This window comes from Actinophytocola xanthii (genome assembly GCF_001921205.1).
Classification (GTDB): Bacteria; Actinomycetota; Actinomycetes; order Mycobacteriales; family Pseudonocardiaceae; genus Actinophytocola; species Actinophytocola xanthii.
Genome location: NZ_MSIE01000069.1, coordinates 21,656 through 40,638, shown reverse-complemented (window position 1 = coordinate 40,638; position 18,983 = coordinate 21,656). Strand labels below are relative to the sequence as shown.

Here is an 18,983-nt window from a genome sequence, read left to right as displayed (position 1 = left end):
CCTAGGGCGCGTCCGCACAGTCCCGGTCGATGGGCTTCGTGATCCAGGTCGTCGCTGGCAAGGCGGAGGGCAGGCCTCGTACCGGGTCGTACTCGGCCTGTCCGACAACGCCGCCAGCGGCGGGCTGGGCGCGAAGACCGCGACCGAGGGCTGTGCGGACGTGCCCTACCTAGTCCTCGGCGGGGGCGGGGAGGGGTGGCAGGCGGGCGGTCGCCGCTTCCAGTTCGGCGTAGGTGCGGGCGTCGAGGACAGTGTCGAGGAAAGTCTCGTACTCCCAGAGGGACACCGTGCCCTCGGCCATCGCGCGGTTCAGGCGGGTGACCACCAGCTGGCGGTCGACCGGTGCGATGAGGTCGTCGGCGCGATGGTCGGGTTTGGGGTCGCGGAGCGGCTCCTCGTCGGGGACGGGGAGGTCGACGACCAGCGCGGCCAGCTCCGCCGTCGTGCGCGCGGCGAGGACGGCCAGCATGCGGGTCGCGTAGTCGCCGGGGTCGAGGCGCTCGTCGAACAACGCGCGCTCGAGGTGTTTGGCTATCCGCGCCCGGTCGACATCGGCCGGCACGGGGTCGGCCACCTTCTCCGTCGGGCCGGCGGCCTTCTCGAGCAGCTTCATGACCGTGTCCACGGCGACGTCGCCGGCCTTCTTGCCGACCGTCGCCTCGAGCGTGTCGACGAGCTTCACGAGACCCTTCACGACGGCCCTGCTGAACTTGTCGCCCACGTCCCTGGGCTGCTCGGGGCCGCGCGGCAGACCGGCGTCATGCTCCTCGATCGCGCCGCCGGCGGCGGCCACGTAGAGGAGCGAGTCGAACGTCCCTCGGGTGATCAACCCCAGGGCGCGGGAGCGGTGCACCGACGCCACGAAAGCCACGCGAGCGAGCGGCTCGGCCAGCGCCGGGTGGCTTCGGTCCCGGCCGCGCAGGTGCGGCTCGACGTCGAGGAACAGCACGAGGAGGTCGACGGCGGTCCGGGCGTGGGTCGCGAACTGCGTACGCCAGGCCCGTCCCGCCCCGCTCACCCAGCCGAAGCCCTCGGCGGTCGTCAGGAGCGCGACGGCGAGCGCCCGGTCCGGCTCGCTCACCGGCTCCTCCGGCGGCGTCGTCTCCCAGCGAGGCCCCGGCAGCTCACCGACGAGGGACGGGAGCTCCTGCACCGGCACCGTGTACGCCGCGGTCCGGAACCGCTCGTACCGCGACCGGTCGAGGTGCCCCAGCGCCAACGCGTACTCCACGACCGCGAGTGCGCGCTCCCGCCTCGGTTTCTGCCGCGCCTGGGGGTTCCATGAGACTCCGCGCGGTGCTTCCACGACCGACATCATGCCGGCGGCCGGCGCCGGGTGTCCCCCCAGGGTGAGAGGTCCCGGCACCGGCCTGGTCGAGGGGTCAGGCGGCCTGCTTGCGGATGAGGTCCGCCGCCTTCTCCGCGATCGCGATCGTGGGGGCGTTGGTGTTGCCCCGCACCACGGTGGGCATGACCGAGGCGTCGGCGACGCGCAGGCCCTCCACGCCCCGCACCCGCAGCTCGGCGTCCACGACGCCGCCGATGGCGCACGTCCCCGCGGGGTGGAACACCGAGTGGGTGTACCGGCGGATGTAGTCCACGAGGTCCGCGTCGGAGTCCGATGCCGGCGGGCGGAACGGGGTGCCGGTGTAGCGGGCCAGCGCCGGCTGCCGCGAGATCTCCAGCCCCGTGCGCAGGGCCACCACCGCGTCGGCCAGGTCCTCCGGCTCGGCGAAGTAGTTGTGGATGATCCTCGGCTTCGTCGTGGGGTCGTCGGAGGCGAGCGTGACGCTCCCCCGGCTGCGCGGCGTGATCATCGACGGGCCGTAGGACAGGGCGTGGCCGGTCGGGATGCCCAGCCCGGAGTCCACGAACATCACCGGCGCGGACAGGTACTCCACGTCGGGGGCGGGGAGGTCCGGGCGGGTGCGGGCGAACCCGCCGACCTCGGGGCCGTTGCAGGTCAGAGGGCCCGTCCCGGACGACATGAACTGCTCGAGGTTCTCCGGCGCGGCGGCGGCCAGCATGCTGGTCGGCTCGTCGTGGGTGAAGATCAGCGGGATCAGGACGTGGTCCTGCAGGTTCTGCCCCACCTGCGGCAGGTCCACGACCACGGGCACCCCGAGCGGCGCCAGCATCGCGGCCGGGCCGACGCCGGAGTACATCAGCAGCTGCGGCGAGTTGTACGCCCCGCCCGCCAGGATGACCTCCCGCTCGGCGCGGATCGTAATCTCCTCGTCCAGGCGGTGGCCGACGACGCCGGTCGCCCAACCCTTGTCGATCAGCACCCGGTGCACCTGGAGGTTGGTCTCCACGGTCAGGTTCGGCCGCCCCATCGCCGGGTGCAGGAACGCGGTCGAGGAGCTCACCCGACGGCCGTCCTTCTGGGTCAGCTGGAAGTAGCCGAACCCGTCCTGCTCGGCACCGTTGAAGTCCTCGTTGGCGGGGTGGCCCGCCTCGAGCGCGGCCTCGACGAAGGCGGTGGACATGGGGTTGCGCGACCGGTTGTCCGACACCCGCATCGGGCCGCCGGCGCCGTGGTACTCCGACTCCCCGTGCTCGTTGTCCTCCGAGCGCTTGAACAGCGGCAGCAGCTCCTCGTAGCTCCAGCCGGGCTGGTCCCACGCGTCGTAGTCGAGCCGGTTGCCCCGGATGTAGATCTGCGTGTTGATCGAGCTGGTCCCGCCCAGCACCCGCCCCCGCGGCAGGTACACCCGCCGGCGGTCGAGGAACGCCTCGTCGTGGCTGTCGTAGTCCCAGTCCAGCGTCGTGCGGAACAGCTTGGCGAAGGCGGCGGGGACGTGGATGTTCTGCGAGGTGTCGGCCGGCCCGGCCTCGATGAGGCACACCGAGACGTCCGGGTCCTCGCTCAGCCGTGCGGCGAGCACACATCCCGCCGAGCCGGCGCCGACGATCACATAGTCGTACATCTGCTTCTCCTTGGGGGTTCGTGTCTCATCAGCTGCCGGTCCGGGCGGTCTCCGGCTCGGTCTCGACCTCGACGGCCTCGTCGGCGGGTGCGGTCCCACGGCCCCGGAGCAGCACGGCCGCGATGACCGCGAGCGCCACCCCGACGCCCGCGCTGGCGAGCCCCACCGCGTTGAGGCCGCTGGTGAACGCCTCCCGGGCGGCGGCGAGGACGGCCGGGCCGACGTCGCCGCCCAGGTCCCCGGCCACGGCCAGCGCACCGGCGAGGGTGTCCCCGACGGCGTCGGCCGTCGCCGCCGGCACGCCGTCGGGCATGGTCTCGGTGATCTCGCCGCGGTAGACGGCCGTCCCGACCGCGCCCAGGACGGCCACGCCCAGGGCGACGCCCAGCTCGCTGCACGCCTCCGACATGGACGCCGCCGAGCCCGCCTTCTCCGGCGGGGCAGCGCCGACCACCAGGTCGGTACCGAGCGAGGCCATCGGGCTGAAGCCCAGCCCGATCACCGTGACACCGCCGATCAGCAGCGGCAGCCCGTAGGTGGCGCCGACCAGGCTCAGCAGCAGGGCGCCGGCCACGAGGATCACCGCGCCGCCCAGCACCGTCCTACCCGGACCGATCTTCTGCGCCACCGCGGGTGCCAGCACGGCGCCGGTCACCGTGACCACTGTGGACGGCAGCAGCCACAGCGCGGCGCCGATCGGCGAGAGCCCCTCGACCAGCTGCAGGTACTGGTTGACGAACAGGCCGGTACCACCCATCACGACCGGAACGAGCAGCAGGATGCCCAGCGCCCCGGCGAACGAGGGGATGCGGAACAGGCGGACGTCGACCAGCGGGTCGGCCAGCGTGCGCTGCCGCAGCACGAACCCGACACCGACGGCCACGCCGACCGCGATCGACAGCAGGTGCGTCGCGTCCGCACCGTGGCGGGCGATCTCCTTGACACCCCAGATGACCGGCAGGATCGCGGCCATCGAGAGCGCCACGCTGAACAGGTCGATCCGCCCGGCATCGCGGTCGCGGTACTCCGGCAGCAGCAGCGGCGCGGTGACCAGCAGCAGTGCCATCACCGGCACGCCGAGCAGGAACACCGAGCCCCACCAGAACCACTGCAGCATCAGGCCGCCGATCACCGGGCCCAGCGCGGTGCCGGCCATGAAGCAGCTCATCCACACGCCGATGGCCATCCCGCGCTGCCGCTCGTCGGCGAACATGTTGCTGATCAGCGCGAGGGTCGACGGCGCGAGGGTGGCACCGGCGACGCCCAGCAGCGCGCGGGTCGCGATCAGCATCTCCGGGGAGGTGGAGAACGCGGCCAGCACGGAGGCGACGCCGAAGGCGGCACCGCCGATCATCAGCAGCCTGCGCCGGCCGATGCGGTCGCCGAGCGTGCCCATCGTGACCAGGAAGCCCGCGGTCATGAACGCGTAGATGTCCATGATCCACAAGGTCTGGGTACTGCTCGGCCCGAGGTCGGCACTCAGGTTCGGCAGCGCCAGGTAGAGCACCCCGAGGTCGATCGAGAGCAGCAACGTGGGCAGCGCCAACACCGCCAGCCCCAGCCACTCCCGGCGCCCGGCGAGCCGGGCTGTTCCGGCCGCGGGATTCGTACTCATCGAATGCTCCTCTCCTGGTGCACGTCAGGTCCTGGCCCGGTGTTCCGCGGTCAACCTCTCGAGCAGGGGGACCACCTCGTTGGGGCTGGGGACAGCGGCCTGCTCGACGCGCAGCCGCTCGGCGTTGCGCGCGAACGAGGGGTCGTCGAGCACCCGGACAAGCTGCTCGCGCAGCAACCCGGGGGTCAGGTGGTCGGAGTCGGTGACGTACACGCCGGCGCCGCGCGCCTCGAGACCGTTGCCCTGCGCGACCGGCCCCCACCACTTCTCGTGCCAGTAGGTGCCCGGCACGACCAGCTGCGGCACGCCGCTCGCCAACGCGGTGGCGAAGGTGCCGGTGCCGCCGTGGTGCACGACGGCCGAGCAGGTGGGCAGCAACGCCGACAGCGGGACGAACTCGACGGCGCGGACGTTGTCGGGGATGGCGCTCAGCGCGTCCAGCTGCTTGGGGCTGAACGTCGCGACGACCTCGGCGTCCAGGTCGGCGACGGCCTCGAGCAGGTCGTCGGCGGAGGCCTCGATGCCGTGCGACTCGCGGTGGGAGACGCCGAGGGTCAGACAGACCCGCCTGCGAGCGGGCGGCTCGCGGACCCAGTCGGGGACGGTCGCCGTGCCGTTGAACGGGATCTGGCGGACCGGGACGTAGTGCACGCCGGCGCCGGGGTGGTGGTGGACCCAGGCGGGAGCCGGGTCGATGGTCCACTGGCCGAGGACCATCTCCTCGTCGAAGTGCGCGCCGTGCCGCTCGAGGAAGGGACCGAGCCACGTCCGCATCGGGTCGTCCGGCGCGTTCGCGCCCTGCTCGGCGTGCGCCTGCCGCCACCCGGCACGGACCTGGGCCAGCGCGTCCACGCCCCAGGGCATCCGCGCGTGGGCGGCGCCGGTGACCCGCGCGGCCACCGGGCCGGCGAAGGCCAGGGTGTTCCAGATGACCAGGTCCGGCCGCCAGCGCCGGGCGTGCTCGACCAGGTCCTCGACGAACGAGTCCGAGGTGAGCAGCCGGAAGAACTCGGGCACGAGGTGGTCGAACACCCCGGCGGGGTCGCCCCACCCGTAGCCGCTCTGGACCGGCTTCTCCCAGCTCGCGGGGTCGCCGGCCGGGGCGACCGGGTCCTCGGCGGGCTCGGCCTCGGCGAGGTCGTCCTTGAGGCCGGGCATCGGTCGACCCACCGGGGCCGGCGTGAGCCCGACATCCGCGATGGCGTCGGCGAGGTCGGGCTGGGCGGCGAACTCCACCTGGTGCCCCGCGGTGCGCATGGCCCACGCCAGCGGGGCCATCAGGTAGACCTGCGATCTGTTGAGACACGTGACGAACAGGACGCGCATGAGTGTCCTTCCCGCGCGAACGGCGAATCTGTACCAGGCTATGAATCGCCAACCCGGGGAACATCTCCCAGAATGCGCTGGTTCATTTCCGGACACCGACGAACAGGCCGCGGCCGAGCGGACCGCCCTCGACGAACTCCACGGCAAAGCCGGCGTCCACGAATGCCTGTTCGTAGGTCTCCCGCGAGAACAGCGTGAGTCGGTAGTCCTCGCTGAAATGGTGCAGCCCGGCCTGGAGGTCGGCGACCGCGAAATGCACCCGCACGCGGGTGGCGCCGTTCTCCCGGACCGAGTGGGAGACGCGGGTGATCGTGCGGCCGTCCCGGTGCACCGCGTCGCCGGCCACCCACCGCTCGACCGCGTTCTCCGGAAACCACCACGGCTCGACCGCCACGACCCCGCCCGGCACCAGGTGCCGGGCGAAGCAGGCCAGCGTCGCGTTCAGCTCGGCCGGCGTCGCCACGTGCCCGATCGAGCTGAACATGCAGGTGACCGCGTCGAACCGGCGACCGAGGTCGAACCGGCGCATGTCCGCGTGGTGCAGCGGGACCCCGGGGAGGTTTCGCCGGGCGACGCGCAGCATCGCCTCGGACAGCTCGAGGCCCTCCACGTGGTCGAACAGCTCGCGCAGCCCTCGCAGGTGCTCGCCCGACCCGCAGGCCGAGTCGAGCAGCGACGACGCGTCCGGCTTCAGCTGCTCGACGAGCACGCGCAGCCTGGCCGCCTCGGTCGCGTAGCTCTTGCCGAGCCCCTCGTAGTAGGTGGCGTAGACCTCGGCGAGGTCGTCCTCGTACATCCGCCAGCTCCGCCTTTCCCGGGCCGCCTCGCCGGAAGGAAGAAGGCCGGCGTGGTGGACCGGCGCGAGGCTGGGCCAAGGATGGGACGGCACGACCGCCCGGGACATCTCCCGGGGTGCGGACTACCTAGGGCACGTCCTGGGGCGCGTCCTAGTCGTTCAGATAGCCGACCAGGAGGTCGGCCAGCTCCGTGGGACGGCTCAGCGTGACGCAGTGGCTGGAGCGGATCTCGTCGGGCTCGGTGATGCCCAGCCGCTCGGCGGCCACCCGGCGCATCATGGCCGGCGGGAGGAAGCGGTCCTCGGTGCACAGCACGAACCGGGTCGGCACGTCGGGCCACGCCGGCAGCGGCCAGGGCTGGTCGTCCGCGGCGCCGCCGGTGGGCCGTTCCCGGCGCATCGCCTCCTCGGCCAGCGGGCGGGGCACGTCGTGCAGGAACAGGACGTACGGGTCGTCGCTCCCGGTCACGCCGCCGTCCCGGGCCGCCTGTTCCTTGACCGCCTCGGCGTAGCCGGCGTTGGCGAACCACTCGTTGGGCGTCTCCCCCGGCCGCGGGACCAGGCTCTGGACCAGGACGAGCAGGTCCGCCGAGAGCCGCTCGGCGACCAGCGGCGCGACGAAGCCACCCGAGGAGTGGCTGACCACCACCACGTCCTGGTCACCGGGGCGGTCGCCGACCGCCCGCACCACGGCATCGGCGAACTCCGTCAGGCCCGCCGTCTCGTCCTCGGTCGGCAGGTCGGGCGCGACCGTGTCGTGGCCGCGGGACCGCAGCTGCTCCTCGACCAGGTGCCATGCCCAGCCACCGTCTCCCGAACCGTGGACCAACGCGAAAACAGCCATGCGCGACGATACCGCGGCGATGGGGGCCACCGGCGCGAAGAAATGCCGGCGCCAGGGGCAGCACTGTCGGAGATGACCGGCCGCGACACCGCGCCGACCATTGGTGACAATGCCGGAGAAAGGACACGGGATGTCAAAGGCGTCGTCGCTCGTCGCCCAGGCCAAGAAATGGGCAGGGCACTACGGTTCGTTCGCGAACGGAAAAGAAAGCGCCGTCCTCAGCGTGCCGCTGCGCATTCGCGGCACGTGGGAGCAGGGCGACGCCGACAGGTTCGCCGAGGTGTTCGTCGAGAACGGCAGCATGCTCGTCGGCGACGAGCAGCTGACCAGCCGCGAGGAGATCCGCGCGTACATGGCGTCGGCCTTCGAGGGGGCGTACCGGGGCAGCAGCCTCGTCGACGAGCCCCAGGAGATCCGCTTCCTCTCCGAGGACTCGGCGATCGTGATCACCGAGGGCGGCGTGCTCAAGGCCGGTGAGACAACGCTGCCCGCCGAGCGGAAGGTCCGCACGATGTGGATCACCGTGAAGCGCGACGGCGACTGGTACCTGCTGAACTACCAGTCCAGCCCGATCGCCGGCTAGGGCTCCTCGGCGGAGGACAACGCGACGCCCCCACCCGTTCCCGGGTGGGGGCGTCTTTCGCAGTGCGACGGGTCCGGGAATCTGGGAGCCTGAGCGCCATGCCCGAGGAAGAGTTCGACGCGTCCGGCGTGTTCGACGACGCGTACCTCTATTTCTTCGCCGACCGGCTGGAGGAGCACAGCGACGCCGACGTCGACCTGATCTGGGACCTGCTCGAGTTCGAGCCAGGAATGCGGGTTCTCGACCTGGCCTGCGGTCACGGCCGGATCGCCAACCGGCTCGCCCAGCGCGGCTGCCGCGTCACCGGGCTGGACACCACACCGGTGTTCCTGGAGCGGGCCCGCGCCGACGCCGACGCGCGCGGCGTCTCGGTCGAGTTCGTGCACGGCGACATGCGGGACCTGCCCTGGCCGGGCCGGTTCGACCGGATCGTCAACTGGCTATCCGCCTTCGGGTTCTTCGACGACTCCGACAACCGGAAGGTGCTGGTCCAGGCCGCGGCCGCGCTCGCACCCGGCGGCCGGTTCGTGATCGAGACGGTCAACTACCCGCGGCTGGTTCAGGACCGGGTCACCAGCGTCGTGACCGAGCGTGAGCGCGATCTGGTCGTCGACCGGCACCAGCTGGACCCGCTGACCGGGCGCAACCACATCAACCGGGTGGTGGTGCGTGACGGCCACACCCGGCGGGTGCGGTTCTTCAACCGCCTGGTCACGTTTCCCGAGCTGCGCGACTGGCTCGGAGCGGCCGGCTTCCCCGCGGTGGACGGCTACGGCGAGGACGGCCGGCCACTGACCGTCGAGCACCGCCGAATGATCGCCGTCGCCCATTAGGACCCGTCCGTTCGCCCGCATGCGCATGCGAAAACGAGAACGACCGGAACTCCGCGCGGAGTTCCGGTATCGTTCTGGATATGAGAGGCGGCGGTGCCACGGTAGAGGCGTGGCACCACCGCCTCCGCTAGCTCAGCGCTCAGCCGCCGGTGTTGCCACCGCACACGAGCGAGTTCGCGGGGCACACGCCGAAGTCGACGTCGCTGGCGCCGGAGGCGGACAGAGCCTCGTCGTTGGTGGCGGCCAGCAGCGTGGTGATGTCAACCATGACTACTCCTCTGGTCGAGCGGGAATGGAATTGGGTTCAGCAGCTGCGATTACCAGGATGGTGGTTTTCACACCGGGATACCCACCTCCAGAATGCGCTCCTCACCCGCACGGTAAAACGGCTCCTAACCCTTGATGGGGCTGCTCTGATGGGAGAACAGCCGCCACTCGCCGTCCTGGCGGGCGATGACCCAGGTGGCACGGATCTCGCGCTCCGGGGCGATCTCGGACTCCCCGTCGAGGATGATGCCGCCCTGGGTGATGACCATGGCGGCGTCCTCGGACAGGAAGTCCACCTGCAGAGGCCAGCCGGTGACGTGCGCGCCCCGGTACGGCCCCTGGAAGCCGGCGCCCATGTAGCTCCGGATCTCCTCCGCGCTGGTGAGCTGGTCGTCCTGCATGAGCAGGCTGCCGTTCTCGGCGAAGACCCCGGCGAAGGCGTCGGCGTCGTTGGCCAGCCAGGCCGCCTGGATGCGCTGCGGCACCGTCAGGACCGCCTTCTCCCGCTCGCTGGTGAACTCGCGGTAGAAGGAGTGGTCCTCCGGCACGCCGACGGCGGCGAGGATCTCCGACGCCGTGGGCGTCGACTGGGCGGGTGTGGACATGCTCGCGCTCCTCGGTAGGCGGCGGGTCACCAGCGCAGCGTGGCGCCGGCGCCTCGGGGACTGTTCTGGTAGCCGGCCAGGAACCACTCGCCGTCCCGCTTCACGGCCACCCACGTGGACCGGACCGCGAGCTCCGGGTCGATCTCGGTCTCGCCCTCGGCGAGGATGCCGCCGTGCGTGCGCAGCAGCGCCACCTCGTCGTTCACGAAGCGCACGTCGACGGGCTTGCCGGTCACACCCGAGCCCTTGAACGGCCCCGCGTAGGCGGCGGCCATGAACGCCCGGATCTCCTCGCGGCCCTTCTTGTACACGTCACCGGGCAGGATCAGCGTCCCGTCCTCGGTGAAGACGTCCGCCACGGCCTTGGCGTCGTTCTTCGCCCAGGCCGCGACCAGGCGCAGCGGTACGGACAGAACTTCCTTTTCCCGATCGCTCGTGAACGGCCCGTAGTAGTCGTCCAGTCGAGCCTTGGCATCATCAACAACGGACACGGTTTCTCCCTGCTTCGGTAGTACGGATCCACCCCATGCTCATCGACCGCGCACAGCGCGTCATCTCCGGAATTGCCGAATTGCCCGACCGCGCCGCGCCTTGTGCGCATTCGCGGAGATGCCGCGGGCGGAGCGGAATGGGATTGTCGGGTAGCCCGGAGGCGCCATTTCAAGGCGAACCACCGCGACGTCGAGGGAGTAACTGTGCAGACCACACCGACGAGTAGCGAGCTCGTACAGCGGGCGTCCGACATGGTGCCCCTGCTGCAGAAGTACGCGCCGTGGGCCGAGGAGAACCGGCGGCTGGCGGACGAGGCGCTCGAGGCGATGGCGGATGCCGGCTTGTTCAGGATGCGCGTACCGACGCGCTACGGCGGGTACGAGAGCGACGTCCGCACGGTGTCCGAGGTGGTCGCCGAGCTGGCCAGGGGCGACGGCTCCACGTCGTGGACGACGGCCGTGTGGATGATCAGCACCTGGATCGCCGGCATGTTCCCGGACGAGGTGCAGGACGAGATCTTCGCGACCCCCGACGTCCGGGTGTGCGGCATCCTCAGCCCCACCGCGACCGCCGTGCCGACCGACGGCGGCATCGTCGTCAACGGCAGATGGGCGTTCAACTCGGGCGTCCAGCAGAGCCACTGGAACACCAACGCCGTGATCCTGATCGACCCGGAGACCGGCCCCCAGCCGGTGATGACCGCGATCCCGATCGCCGACCTCGAGATCGTCGACGACTGGTACACCTCGGGCCTGCGCGGCTCCGGCAGCGTGAGCACCGTCGCCCGCGACGTGTTCGTCCCCCTGGCGCGGGTGCTGTCGATGGGACCGGTGCTGCGGGAGGAGTACTCCTCGGCACTCAACGCGGACTCGCCGGTCTACCGCGCGCCACTGCTGCCGACGGCGTGCTCGACGGTGAGCGGCACGGCGATGGGGCTCGCCCGGGCGGCCAAGGAGGCCTTCTTCGAGCGCCTGCCCGGCCGGAAGATCAGCTACACCGCCTACGAGAGCCAGCGCGACGCCCCACTGACCCACCTCCAGGTGGCCGAGGCCACGGTGAAGATCGACGAGGCCGAGTTCCACGCCCGCCGCGCCGCCGCCACCGTCGACGCCAAGGCCGAGGCCGGCGAGTCCTGGACGCTCGAGGAGCGGGCCCGGGTCCGGCTGGACATGGGCGCGACCTGCCAGCGCGCCAAGGAGGCCGTGGACATCCTCAACACCGCGAGCGGCGGGTCCTCGATCTACAGCCACGTGCCGATCCAGCGCATCGAGCGGGACGTGCAGACGCTCAACCTGCACGGCGTGATGCACCCCAACACGAACCTGGAGCTGTACGGCCGCGTCCTGTGTGGGCTGGAGCCCAACACCCACTACCTCTGAGGAAGACCACGACGAGATCGCGCCGCCCGGCCGGGCGGCGCGATCTCCTGTGTGTTCGGCCTGTGTGTTCGGCTGTGTGTTCGACTTCGTGGTCAGCGGGGTTCCACCTCGGCAGCTGCCGACGGCACCGGAACGCGACCCACGGCCGGGACCGCGGGCTCGTGGAGCAGCCGCTGGCCGAGGGCGACCACGAGGACGGCCGCGCCGGCGACAGCGACGGAGAACGCGAAGGCCCAGCGGTCGCCGTGGCTGTCCACCAGGCTGCCGGCCACCGCCGTCCCGGCGGACATGCCGAGCACCGCCGCGCTGGCGGTGTAGGCGAATCCCGTCGTCATCGAGCTGCGTGGGACCAGGGTGGCGATCAGCTGGCTGCTCGAGACCAGCACCGGGGAGATGCCGAGGCCGGCCACGACCGCGCACCCGATCATCACCGGCACCGACGCGGCCAGCAGCAGCGGGAGGAAGAGCACGAACAGGGCGGCGATCGCGAGCAGGACCAGCCGGGGCTGCGACAGGCGCCAGGACCGCGACCCGAACACGATGCCCGCGACCATGCTCGCCAGGCACATCAGCGCGAGCATCACCCCGGCCGCGCCGGGCGCGCCGAGCCGGTCGGCGAAGGCGATCATGGCCAGGTCGCTCGAGCCGAGCAGCGTGCCGATGCCGAAGTACAGCACGACGATCACCCGCATACCGGGGATGGCGAGGACCCGCCCGCCGGTCGCCGGGTCCGGCGGCCCGTGCGGCGGCTCGGTCCCGCGCAGGCCCGCCAGCACCAGCCCGCCGACCACCATCAGGACCAGCGCGCTCCACAGCCCGGCGCTGGGCAGCAGGTAGGTCGCCAGGAGCACGACCATCAGCGGGCCGATGATGTAGATGATCTCGTCGAGCACGGCCTCCAGGGCGTAGGCCCCGCGCAGCTGGGCCGCGTCGTCGAGCAGTGCGGCCCAGCGGGCGCGCACGAGCGAGCCGTAGGGCAGCGAGGTCACCCCGACCAGCGCCGCTCCGGTGAAGTAGGTCCAGACCGGGGCGCCCGCCGCGACCAGCGCGATCAACCCCAGCACGCCGACGACGTGCCCGAGCAGCGAGCCGCGGATCACCGGGCGCTGGCCGCCGCGGTCGGCGAGGCGGGCGAGCACCGGCTGGCCGACGGCGGTGGCGACGCCCAGCGTCGCCGACACCGCCCCGCCCAGCGCGTAGGAGTCGGTGGCCGCGGTGACCAGGAGCTGGCAGCCGAGCAGTCGCATGGACATGGGCATCCTGGCCAGGAAGCCCGACAAGACGAACGGCGTCGCCCCCGGGATCGTCAGCAGCGTCCGGTAGATCCCCATCGACATGGCCGTGTCTCCTTCACCCTCGTCCGACGCGTCATGCGCTGACCCGGCTCGCGGCGTAGTAGTCGCGGAGCATCTTGACCAGTGTGGGCTGTAGCCGTGCGGCGTCCAGCAGCTCGGGCGGCGGGGTGAACGTCGGGTCGATGTCGTCGGCCAGCTTGAGATAGGCCGGCCGCAGCTGCGCCTCGATGAGCGAGGGCCAGTTGATCGGCACCTTCCAGTCGCACTCGTAGCCGGTGGCCAGCTGGTGCACGACGGCGCCCTCCACGATCTCCTCGCGCGTCGCCGCCTGGATCGGGGCACGCACCGGGCGGAACGCGTCGAGCTCGAACTCGGGCTCCTCGCCGAGGATCCGCCTGGCCATCTCGCCGGCCAGCAGCGGGGACAGGTGCAGCCCGTCGCGGTAGGTCCCGGTCATCATCCACAGCCCGGACAGGCCCGCCTCGCCCAGCAGCGGGAACCCGTCCAGGGCGACCGGCCGGTTGCCGACCTGCACCCTGTGCAGCCCGCTGTTGTGCAGGTTGCGGCGCACCTGTGCCCCCGCGCAGTCGAGCAGGAAGTCCAGGTCGCGGATGACCGCGGTCTCCACCGGGTCGGTGGAGATGATGTTCGTGGCCCCGACGTAGACCTCGCCCTGGCCGCGCGGAACCACGTGCAGGCCGCAGGCGAACGCGCGGTTCGGGGTCCTGATCACGCTGCCGGGCGCCGTGCCGTCGCCGGTGCGGACCAGGGCTGACACGCCGTAGCCGCTGACCAGCGGGGGCACCGTCGCCGCCACGTCCGGCACGGTGGCGAGCAGGTCCTGCGAGCGCACGCCCGCCGCGAGCACCACGTGCTCGCCGCGGACCAGCGAGCCGGACTCGAGCACGACGCCGCGCGCCCGGCCGTGGGCGTAGTCCACCCGCGTCGCGAGCTCGGGCAGGACGGTTCCACCGGCGCGCACGAACGCGACGTGCAGCTGGTCGAGCAGGGCGGCGGCGTTCACCGCGTGCTCGTTGGGGATGTGGAACGCCTTGAGCGGCCGGGCGCCGGGATCGGGGTCGAGCCACTCGAGGTCGGCCGGGTCGACGTCGGAGAACGGCTCGTCGTGGCGGCGCAGCTCGGCCTGGATCGCGGCGTAGTTGACGTCGTCGATGCCGGGCACGCCGATCGTGTTGAGGATGACGACCGTGCCCTCGGCGGTGCGGACGTCCTCCCCACCGCTCTCCTCGGCCAGCTGGGCGGCCCAGGACGGCCACATCCGCGCGGCGTGCACGTCGAGGTTCAGCTTGAGCCGGCCGTACTCGCTGGCGACCAGGCTCTCGGTGATCTCGCCGAAGCAGCCCAGCATCGCCCCGGCCGCCGCGGAGGCCGCCCACGGCCGGTTCGGCCGCCCGACCATGGCGACCCGGTGTCCTCGCCGGGCGAGGGTCAGCGCGAGGGACTGGCCCAGGGCGCCGTTGCCGACGACGACCACGTCGTAGTTCTGGTCGCCCTGTCCGCTGCTGGTGATCGTCTCCACAGTTCGCTCCCTGGGTGGTGCCGTCGTGGTTGCTATGCCGCGCCCGCCGCCAGTGCCACGGCGGCGCGGGCGGCGACGAAGAACGGACGGGCCTGCTCGCGGAACTCGTCGAACGTGCGGAAGCCGCGGTCCAGTGCGTGGGTTCGGACCTCGTCGGTGCGCCACAGCGCGGCGAAGGCCGCGTCGACCAGGTGCACCGGCAGGTCGCCGTGGTGGAAGAACGGGTTCTTCGCCATCGCGTGGCGGTCCAGCTCGAGCAGCCGCGTGCACCCGGCGGCCAGCTCGGGCAGCTCGGCGGCCAGCTCCGGTGGCAGGTGCTCGTAGACCAGGCGGCCGGAGCGCAGCCGGAACGTGCGCACCAGGACCCGGGTGGCGAGCTCGGCGGCGTCGAGCCGCTCGGCCTCGCCCGGCGCCAGCACCCCGCGGCCCACCAGCTCCTCCACCGCGAGCCCGTCCAGCCAGGCCGGCGGCACGCCGGCGGCGAGCAGCTCCGGGTACTCCGGGGTGAGCCGGTCCAGGACGTAGCGGGTGTGCCGGCGCGGGAAGTCCGGCAGGAACAGCTGGGCGTAGGCGAGGACCTGGCGCTCGGTGGGCCCGGCCGGGTCGGCGGTGGCCGGGGTGTGCTGGAGGCGCCACTCGCGTGCGTAGGAGGTGTCCGGCACCGCGACCACGTCCGCGGGCGCGGCGGGCACCTGCCCGGCCAGCAGCGCGCGCACGGCGGCCTCGGCGTCGATCCGCTTGATGTCGCCGAGCCGGTCCGGGCGCAGCTCCTCGAGCACCAGCCGCATGGCGGCGGCCTGCCCGGCGTTCTCGGCGGCGGCGAGCAGCGCGGCGGCCGTGCGCAGGCCGAAGTGGACGCTCTCGGCGACCGCCAGGACCGCGGCCGAGTCCGGCTCGGCGAGCCGCCCGGCCGCCACCAGCCGGTCGGTGACGCTGACCAGGCTGACCAGGGCGTGGGTGAACGCCCGGTAGTCGACGTCGGCGTCGCCGTGCATGAGCGCGACGTCGGCCTCGGAGACCAGCCGGCCGTCGCGGTACCAGCCGAAGACGGTGCCCATCCCGGTCATGCCGTGGCCGACGAGGTCGGCGGCCCGCAAGGCGCCGATGCTCGCCGCGCCGACGAGGGTCGTCCCCGCGGCGTGGGCGGCGACGAGCTCCTTGTGCCGGATCGGCGCGGTGTGCTGGTACAGCCCGTCCACGACCAGCACGACGTCCTGGGGGCCCGGACGCAGCCGGTAGAGGTCGCCGTGGGCGATCGGCGGGTGGTGACACACGCCCGCCAGGCCCAGCACGGGCGAGCCGGACAGCGACGGCCCGGCGAAGACGTGGACGGTCATGACCGCTCCAGGTCGGCCGGCTCGGGCACGCGCGGCAGCTCCTCGTTGGCCTCGTGGTGCAGCTCCGGCAGGCCGGGGGCGACCACCTTGCAGACGGCGAATGGCTCGCCGGGCGGGGTGAGGTCGACCCGCAGCACGGGCCGGCGGGTCATCGCGCTCACCTGGTCGGTCAGCCAGTCCAGCAGGCGCTCGGTGGAGGCCGTGGTCCCGGCCACCGGCGTCGCCACGTCCGCCCAGGTGTGGGTGGGTTCGACGGCCGGTGGCGCGGCCGGCCGTCGAACCCCTCGGTACCCCACCGTGCCGAGGTCGTCGCGCAGGCCGCTGACCACCGACATGCGGCTCTGCACCGCTTCGGTCAGCGCCCGTTGCAGGGCGGGCTCGGGCAGCACGTGGCAGCCCGACCCGGCGTAGATGCTCGGCATGTCCGGCCGCCAGAGGAACACGGCGAAGGCCGACGTGCCCGGCACCGCGGAGCACTCGACGACCTCCACCCAGAACCCGTCGTCCTGGACGTGCTCGATCAGGTCGCGGCTCCAGCAGTCGGGCAGCGTGGTCAGGTCGATCACCCGGCGCTGCCGGATGGGTGTGCGGGCCATGCCGGCGCTGGAGTAGCGCTCGACGACCTCGAGCAGCGCGTGGACGGTCGCCTCGGCGAGGCTGTTGCCGGCGGCGAGCCCGTTGGAGGAGGCGAAGACCGTCCGCGGGCGCCAGGTGTCGTCGCAGATGCCGTCCAGGGCCACCGAGTGCAGCGGCACGGCCAGCCGCGCGCCGTCCCCCAGCGAGGTCGCCGGCACCCAGGGCATCGGGAAGCGGTCGGACACCACCGACTGCTCGGTGGGGGTCACCTCGGTGGTGCTGTAGGGCAGGTCCAGCTCGGCCGCGGTCGCGACGAAGGTGTCCGCGGGGTGGAACCGCTCGCAGAGGAAGATCTCGATGGCCTCCATCACCGCCGAGATCCGCGCGTTCAGCCGCGTCGTGCCCTTGCCCTGGCTGACGCACATCGTGTGGCCGAGCGGGCGGACGGCCATGTAGACCGGCATGCCGATGGTGTCCAGCCCGGTCAGCTCGGCCACCCGGGTGATGCCGTAGGCGGGCATACGCGGCGCCACCAGCTCCCAGGTGCGCTCGGGGGTGCGCTCGCGCAGTATGCCCGGCCCCGCCGCGGGTGCGGTCGGGGCGCTCACGACCGGCTCCGGCACAGGGTCAGCGCGGTCTCGCCGACCGCACTCGGGTCGGGCTCGGTGCAGTACTCCAGGACGAGGTCGCGGACCCACCGGGACTTCTCCGCCGGGGAGACGAGGTGGTGGCGCGCGGCCTGCTCGGTCGCCCCGATGCGCCGCTTCAACTCGCGCAGGGTGGCGCCGAGGACGTCCTGGACGGTCGGGGTCTGGACGACGACCGCGAGGTGCAGCGCGGTGCCGCCGACCGGGGCGACCCGGTAGGCCCAGCCGCGCGGGACGTAGAGCAGGTCGCCGGCCGCGGCCCGCAGCGGCGGCGCCGGGTCGGCCCCGTCCTCCTCCGCCGGCGGGACCGGCGTCCACTCGGCCTCGCCCTCGAGCTGGACGGCGAGCACGTGGCCCGCGGGCGCGGTGGCCGGGGCCGTGCTCGGCCCACCGGCCGGGGTGAGCAGGACCGAGGCGCTCACCCGCGCGTCGAAGGCGCCGCGCAGCCGGTCGACCAGCGGCCGCACCCGCGGGTGCCAGTCCTCGAGTTGGTCGAGCCGCAGGGTGGCGCCGGCGCGGAGCTGCTCCAGCAGCGCGCCGCGGTGCACGTACCCGCCCGGGGCGACGTTGAGCACCCGGCGGTTGGTGGTCAGCCCGGCGGCGGGCAGCGCGACGCCGTCGCGGAGCACGCTGAAGTAGGGCCAGCACAACAGTCCACAGTCGACTGTCTCGAGGATCTCCCGCTCGGTGAGGACGGGGGCCTGGTGGCCGGCGAGCACGGCGGGCTCACGGTTCCAGTTCTCCCGGGCGAGCGCGGCGAGGCGGTCGGCGAGCTGTCGCGGGGTGGTGCTCATGGGTTCACGACCCGTCCCTGGTGTTGATCGTGGTGAGGGCCCTGGCGAGCACTCCGTCGGTGTCCACCTCGTGCGCGAACTTCTCCAGCTCGGCGAGGACGGTCTCCACGGTCTCCGGCAGCGACAGCGTGCTGTGCTGGCGGAGCAGCGCGGACATCCGCTCGGTCCCGAGCCACTCGGCGACGAGGGCGCCCAGCAGCTCGTCGGGGCTCGGCTCGGCCATCAGGAAGGTGATGTGCAGCGAGGTCTCCCCGACCGCGCTGGCGGCGTGGCCGTAGGCGTAGGGCATGAACAGCACGTCCCCCGGCCGCAGGACGAACGAGTCGACCTCGCTGGCCGGGTCGACGTCGAGGGTCGGGTCGGGGGTGTCCCCGTCCTCGGACCAGTAGAGGTGCCACTCCTTGGCGCCCTCGAGCTGGACGACGATCGTGCGGGACCCGTCCCGGTGCGGCAGCAGCCCTCGCTTGCCCTCCGGGGTGAGGAACATGAGCGAGGTGACGTCGGTGGGGAAAGTCGTGGCGAGCTCCTCGACCTGCCGGCGGGTCGTCGGGTTCCAGTGCTGGACCTCGCTCATCCGCAGGGTCGCCCCGGCCGCGAGGTGCCTGCGCACGCCGTCGGGGTTGAGGAACCCGTCGACCTGCTGGCCGCGGATCCGCCGGCTGGTGGTCACCTCGGACAGCGGCGCCCGGACACCGTCCTGGAACAGCGTGAGGTACGGCCACCTGAGCAAGCTGGCGTCGATGAGGGCGTCGATCTCCGCGCTGGTGGGCAGTCCCTCGGTGGAGACCGCCTGGCGCAGCAGGACGGGCTCGCGCCCGTGGTAGGCGCGGCGCAGCTCACCCTGCTCGCTCAGCAGGGAGTGCAGTGGGGTCATCTCGTCTCACCCGCTCATGGGTCCGGAGTGGAGGAACGGGGGGTGATGCCGCAGTAGAGGTGCGGCATCACCACCCGGGTGGCGAACTCAGACGCCGGCGGGCGCACCCACGACGATCGAGTTCGCGACGGCCTCGCCGAGGTCGACGTCCATGGCGCCGGAGGCCGCCAGGGCCTCGTCCTCGGTCGCGGCAAGCAGCGTGGTGATCTCACCCATGGCCACTCCTCCAGTTCGGTTTCCGACATTGGTG

Annotated in this window: 19 protein-coding genes; 3 read left to right on the top strand and 16 right to left on the bottom strand. The window is 72.4% G+C overall.

What is annotated here, in order from left to right; genetic code table 11:
• Positions 1 to 169 precede the first annotated feature (169 nt).
• The 6 genes from BU204_RS30760 to BU204_RS30735 all read right to left on the bottom strand — a co-directional run bounded on the left by BU204_RS30760 (position 170) and on the right by BU204_RS30735 (position 7,511).
• Positions 170 to 1,231 carry a DUF1707 SHOCT-like domain-containing protein gene (locus BU204_RS30760; RefSeq protein WP_075129292.1) on the bottom strand — a complete coding sequence of 354 codons (1,062 nt, stop codon included), beginning with the start codon at positions 1,229 to 1,231 and terminating at the stop codon, positions 170 to 172.
• A gap of 151 nt (positions 1,232 to 1,382) precedes the next feature.
• On the bottom strand, positions 1,383 to 2,930 hold the full coding sequence (locus BU204_RS30755; RefSeq protein ID WP_075129291.1) for a GMC family oxidoreductase: 1,548 nt from the start codon (positions 2,928 to 2,930) through the stop codon (positions 1,383 to 1,385).
• 28 nt (positions 2,931 to 2,958) lie between these two features.
• Positions 2,959 to 4,545, bottom strand: coding sequence for an MFS transporter (locus tag BU204_RS30750; protein WP_075129290.1), 1,587 nt, complete (start codon positions 4,543 to 4,545; stop codon positions 2,959 to 2,961).
• Positions 4,546 to 4,569: 24 nt separating this feature from the next.
• On the bottom strand, positions 4,570 to 5,871 hold the full coding sequence (locus BU204_RS30745; protein WP_075129289.1) for an activator-dependent family glycosyltransferase: 1,302 nt from the start codon (positions 5,869 to 5,871) through the stop codon (positions 4,570 to 4,572).
• Between the two features lie 82 nt (positions 5,872 to 5,953).
• A complete protein-coding gene (locus BU204_RS30740) occupies positions 5,954 to 6,667 on the bottom strand; it encodes a class I SAM-dependent methyltransferase (RefSeq protein WP_075129288.1) in 714 nt (237 codons plus the stop codon).
• A gap of 151 nt (positions 6,668 to 6,818) precedes the next feature.
• Positions 6,819 to 7,511: an alpha/beta fold hydrolase gene (locus BU204_RS30735; protein WP_075129287.1), complete on the bottom strand. Its 693-nt coding sequence runs from the start codon at positions 7,509 to 7,511 to the stop codon at positions 6,819 to 6,821.
• A 130-nt stretch (positions 7,512 to 7,641) separates the two neighbouring features.
• On the opposite strand from BU204_RS30735, the gene BU204_RS30730 reads away from it, so the two are divergent.
• Together BU204_RS30730 and BU204_RS30725 are read left to right on the top strand one after the other, a co-directional pair.
• Entirely contained in the window at positions 7,642 to 8,094 is a 453-nt protein-coding gene (locus BU204_RS30730; RefSeq protein WP_143229874.1) for an SgcJ/EcaC family oxidoreductase, read from the top strand.
• 98 nt (positions 8,095 to 8,192) lie between these two features.
• Positions 8,193 to 8,927: an SAM-dependent methyltransferase gene (locus BU204_RS30725; RefSeq protein WP_075129285.1), complete on the top strand. Its 735-nt coding sequence runs from the start codon at positions 8,193 to 8,195 to the stop codon at positions 8,925 to 8,927.
• Between the two features lie 139 nt (positions 8,928 to 9,066).
• Here BU204_RS30725 and BU204_RS42050 read toward each other — a convergent pair whose 3' ends face one another.
• From BU204_RS42050 to BU204_RS30715, 3 genes are all read right to left on the bottom strand, one after another.
• Entirely contained in the window at positions 9,067 to 9,195 is a 129-nt protein-coding gene (locus BU204_RS42050) for a hypothetical protein (RefSeq protein WP_269844672.1), read from the bottom strand.
• Between the two features lie 124 nt (positions 9,196 to 9,319).
• Entirely contained in the window at positions 9,320 to 9,799 is a 480-nt protein-coding gene (locus BU204_RS30720; RefSeq protein WP_075129284.1) for an SgcJ/EcaC family oxidoreductase, read from the bottom strand.
• A 26-nt stretch (positions 9,800 to 9,825) separates the two neighbouring features.
• Positions 9,826 to 10,290, bottom strand: a complete 465-nt coding sequence (locus tag BU204_RS30715) for an SgcJ/EcaC family oxidoreductase (protein WP_075129283.1) — start codon at positions 10,288 to 10,290, stop codon at positions 9,826 to 9,828.
• A gap of 204 nt (positions 10,291 to 10,494) precedes the next feature.
• Here BU204_RS30715 and BU204_RS30710 point away from each other — a divergent pair, with 204 nt between their 5' ends.
• Complete coding sequence (locus BU204_RS30710; RefSeq protein ID WP_332888600.1) at positions 10,495 to 11,670, top strand: acyl-CoA dehydrogenase family protein; 1,176 nt, start codon at positions 10,495 to 10,497, stop codon at positions 11,668 to 11,670.
• A gap of 92 nt (positions 11,671 to 11,762) precedes the next feature.
• Here BU204_RS30710 and BU204_RS30705 read toward each other — a convergent pair whose 3' ends face one another.
• The 7 genes from BU204_RS30705 to BU204_RS42045 all read right to left on the bottom strand — a co-directional run bounded on the left by BU204_RS30705 (position 11,763) and on the right by BU204_RS42045 (position 18,949).
• Positions 11,763 to 13,007: an MFS transporter gene (locus tag BU204_RS30705; RefSeq protein WP_083661786.1), complete on the bottom strand. Its 1,245-nt coding sequence runs from the start codon at positions 13,005 to 13,007 to the stop codon at positions 11,763 to 11,765.
• Between the two features lie 31 nt (positions 13,008 to 13,038).
• On the bottom strand, positions 13,039 to 14,505 hold the full coding sequence (locus BU204_RS30700) for an NAD(P)/FAD-dependent oxidoreductase (protein ID WP_198943049.1): 1,467 nt from the start codon (positions 14,503 to 14,505) through the stop codon (positions 13,039 to 13,041).
• 32 nt (positions 14,506 to 14,537) lie between these two features.
• Positions 14,538 to 15,842 carry a TfuA-like protein gene (locus BU204_RS30695; RefSeq protein ID WP_075129281.1) on the bottom strand — a complete coding sequence of 435 codons (1,305 nt, stop codon included), beginning with the start codon at positions 15,840 to 15,842 and terminating at the stop codon, positions 14,538 to 14,540.
• On the bottom strand, positions 15,839 to 17,026 hold the full coding sequence (locus tag BU204_RS30690; protein WP_075129297.1) for a YcaO-like family protein: 1,188 nt from the start codon (positions 17,024 to 17,026) through the stop codon (positions 15,839 to 15,841). The genes BU204_RS30695 and BU204_RS30690 overlap by 4 nt, the downstream gene beginning before the upstream one ends.
• Positions 17,023 to 17,859 (bottom strand): JmjC domain-containing protein, encoded by an 837-nt coding sequence (locus tag BU204_RS30685; RefSeq protein ID WP_075129280.1) that lies wholly within the window; start codon positions 17,857 to 17,859, stop codon positions 17,023 to 17,025. Before BU204_RS30685 ends, BU204_RS30690 begins: the two co-directional genes overlap by 4 nt.
• 4 nt (positions 17,860 to 17,863) lie before the next feature.
• Complete coding sequence (locus BU204_RS30680) at positions 17,864 to 18,733, bottom strand: JmjC domain-containing protein (protein WP_075129279.1); 870 nt, start codon at positions 18,731 to 18,733, stop codon at positions 17,864 to 17,866.
• A gap of 87 nt (positions 18,734 to 18,820) precedes the next feature.
• Entirely contained in the window at positions 18,821 to 18,949 is a 129-nt protein-coding gene (locus BU204_RS42045; protein ID WP_269844671.1) for a hypothetical protein, read from the bottom strand.
• Between the last annotated feature and the right edge of the window lie 34 nt (positions 18,950 to 18,983).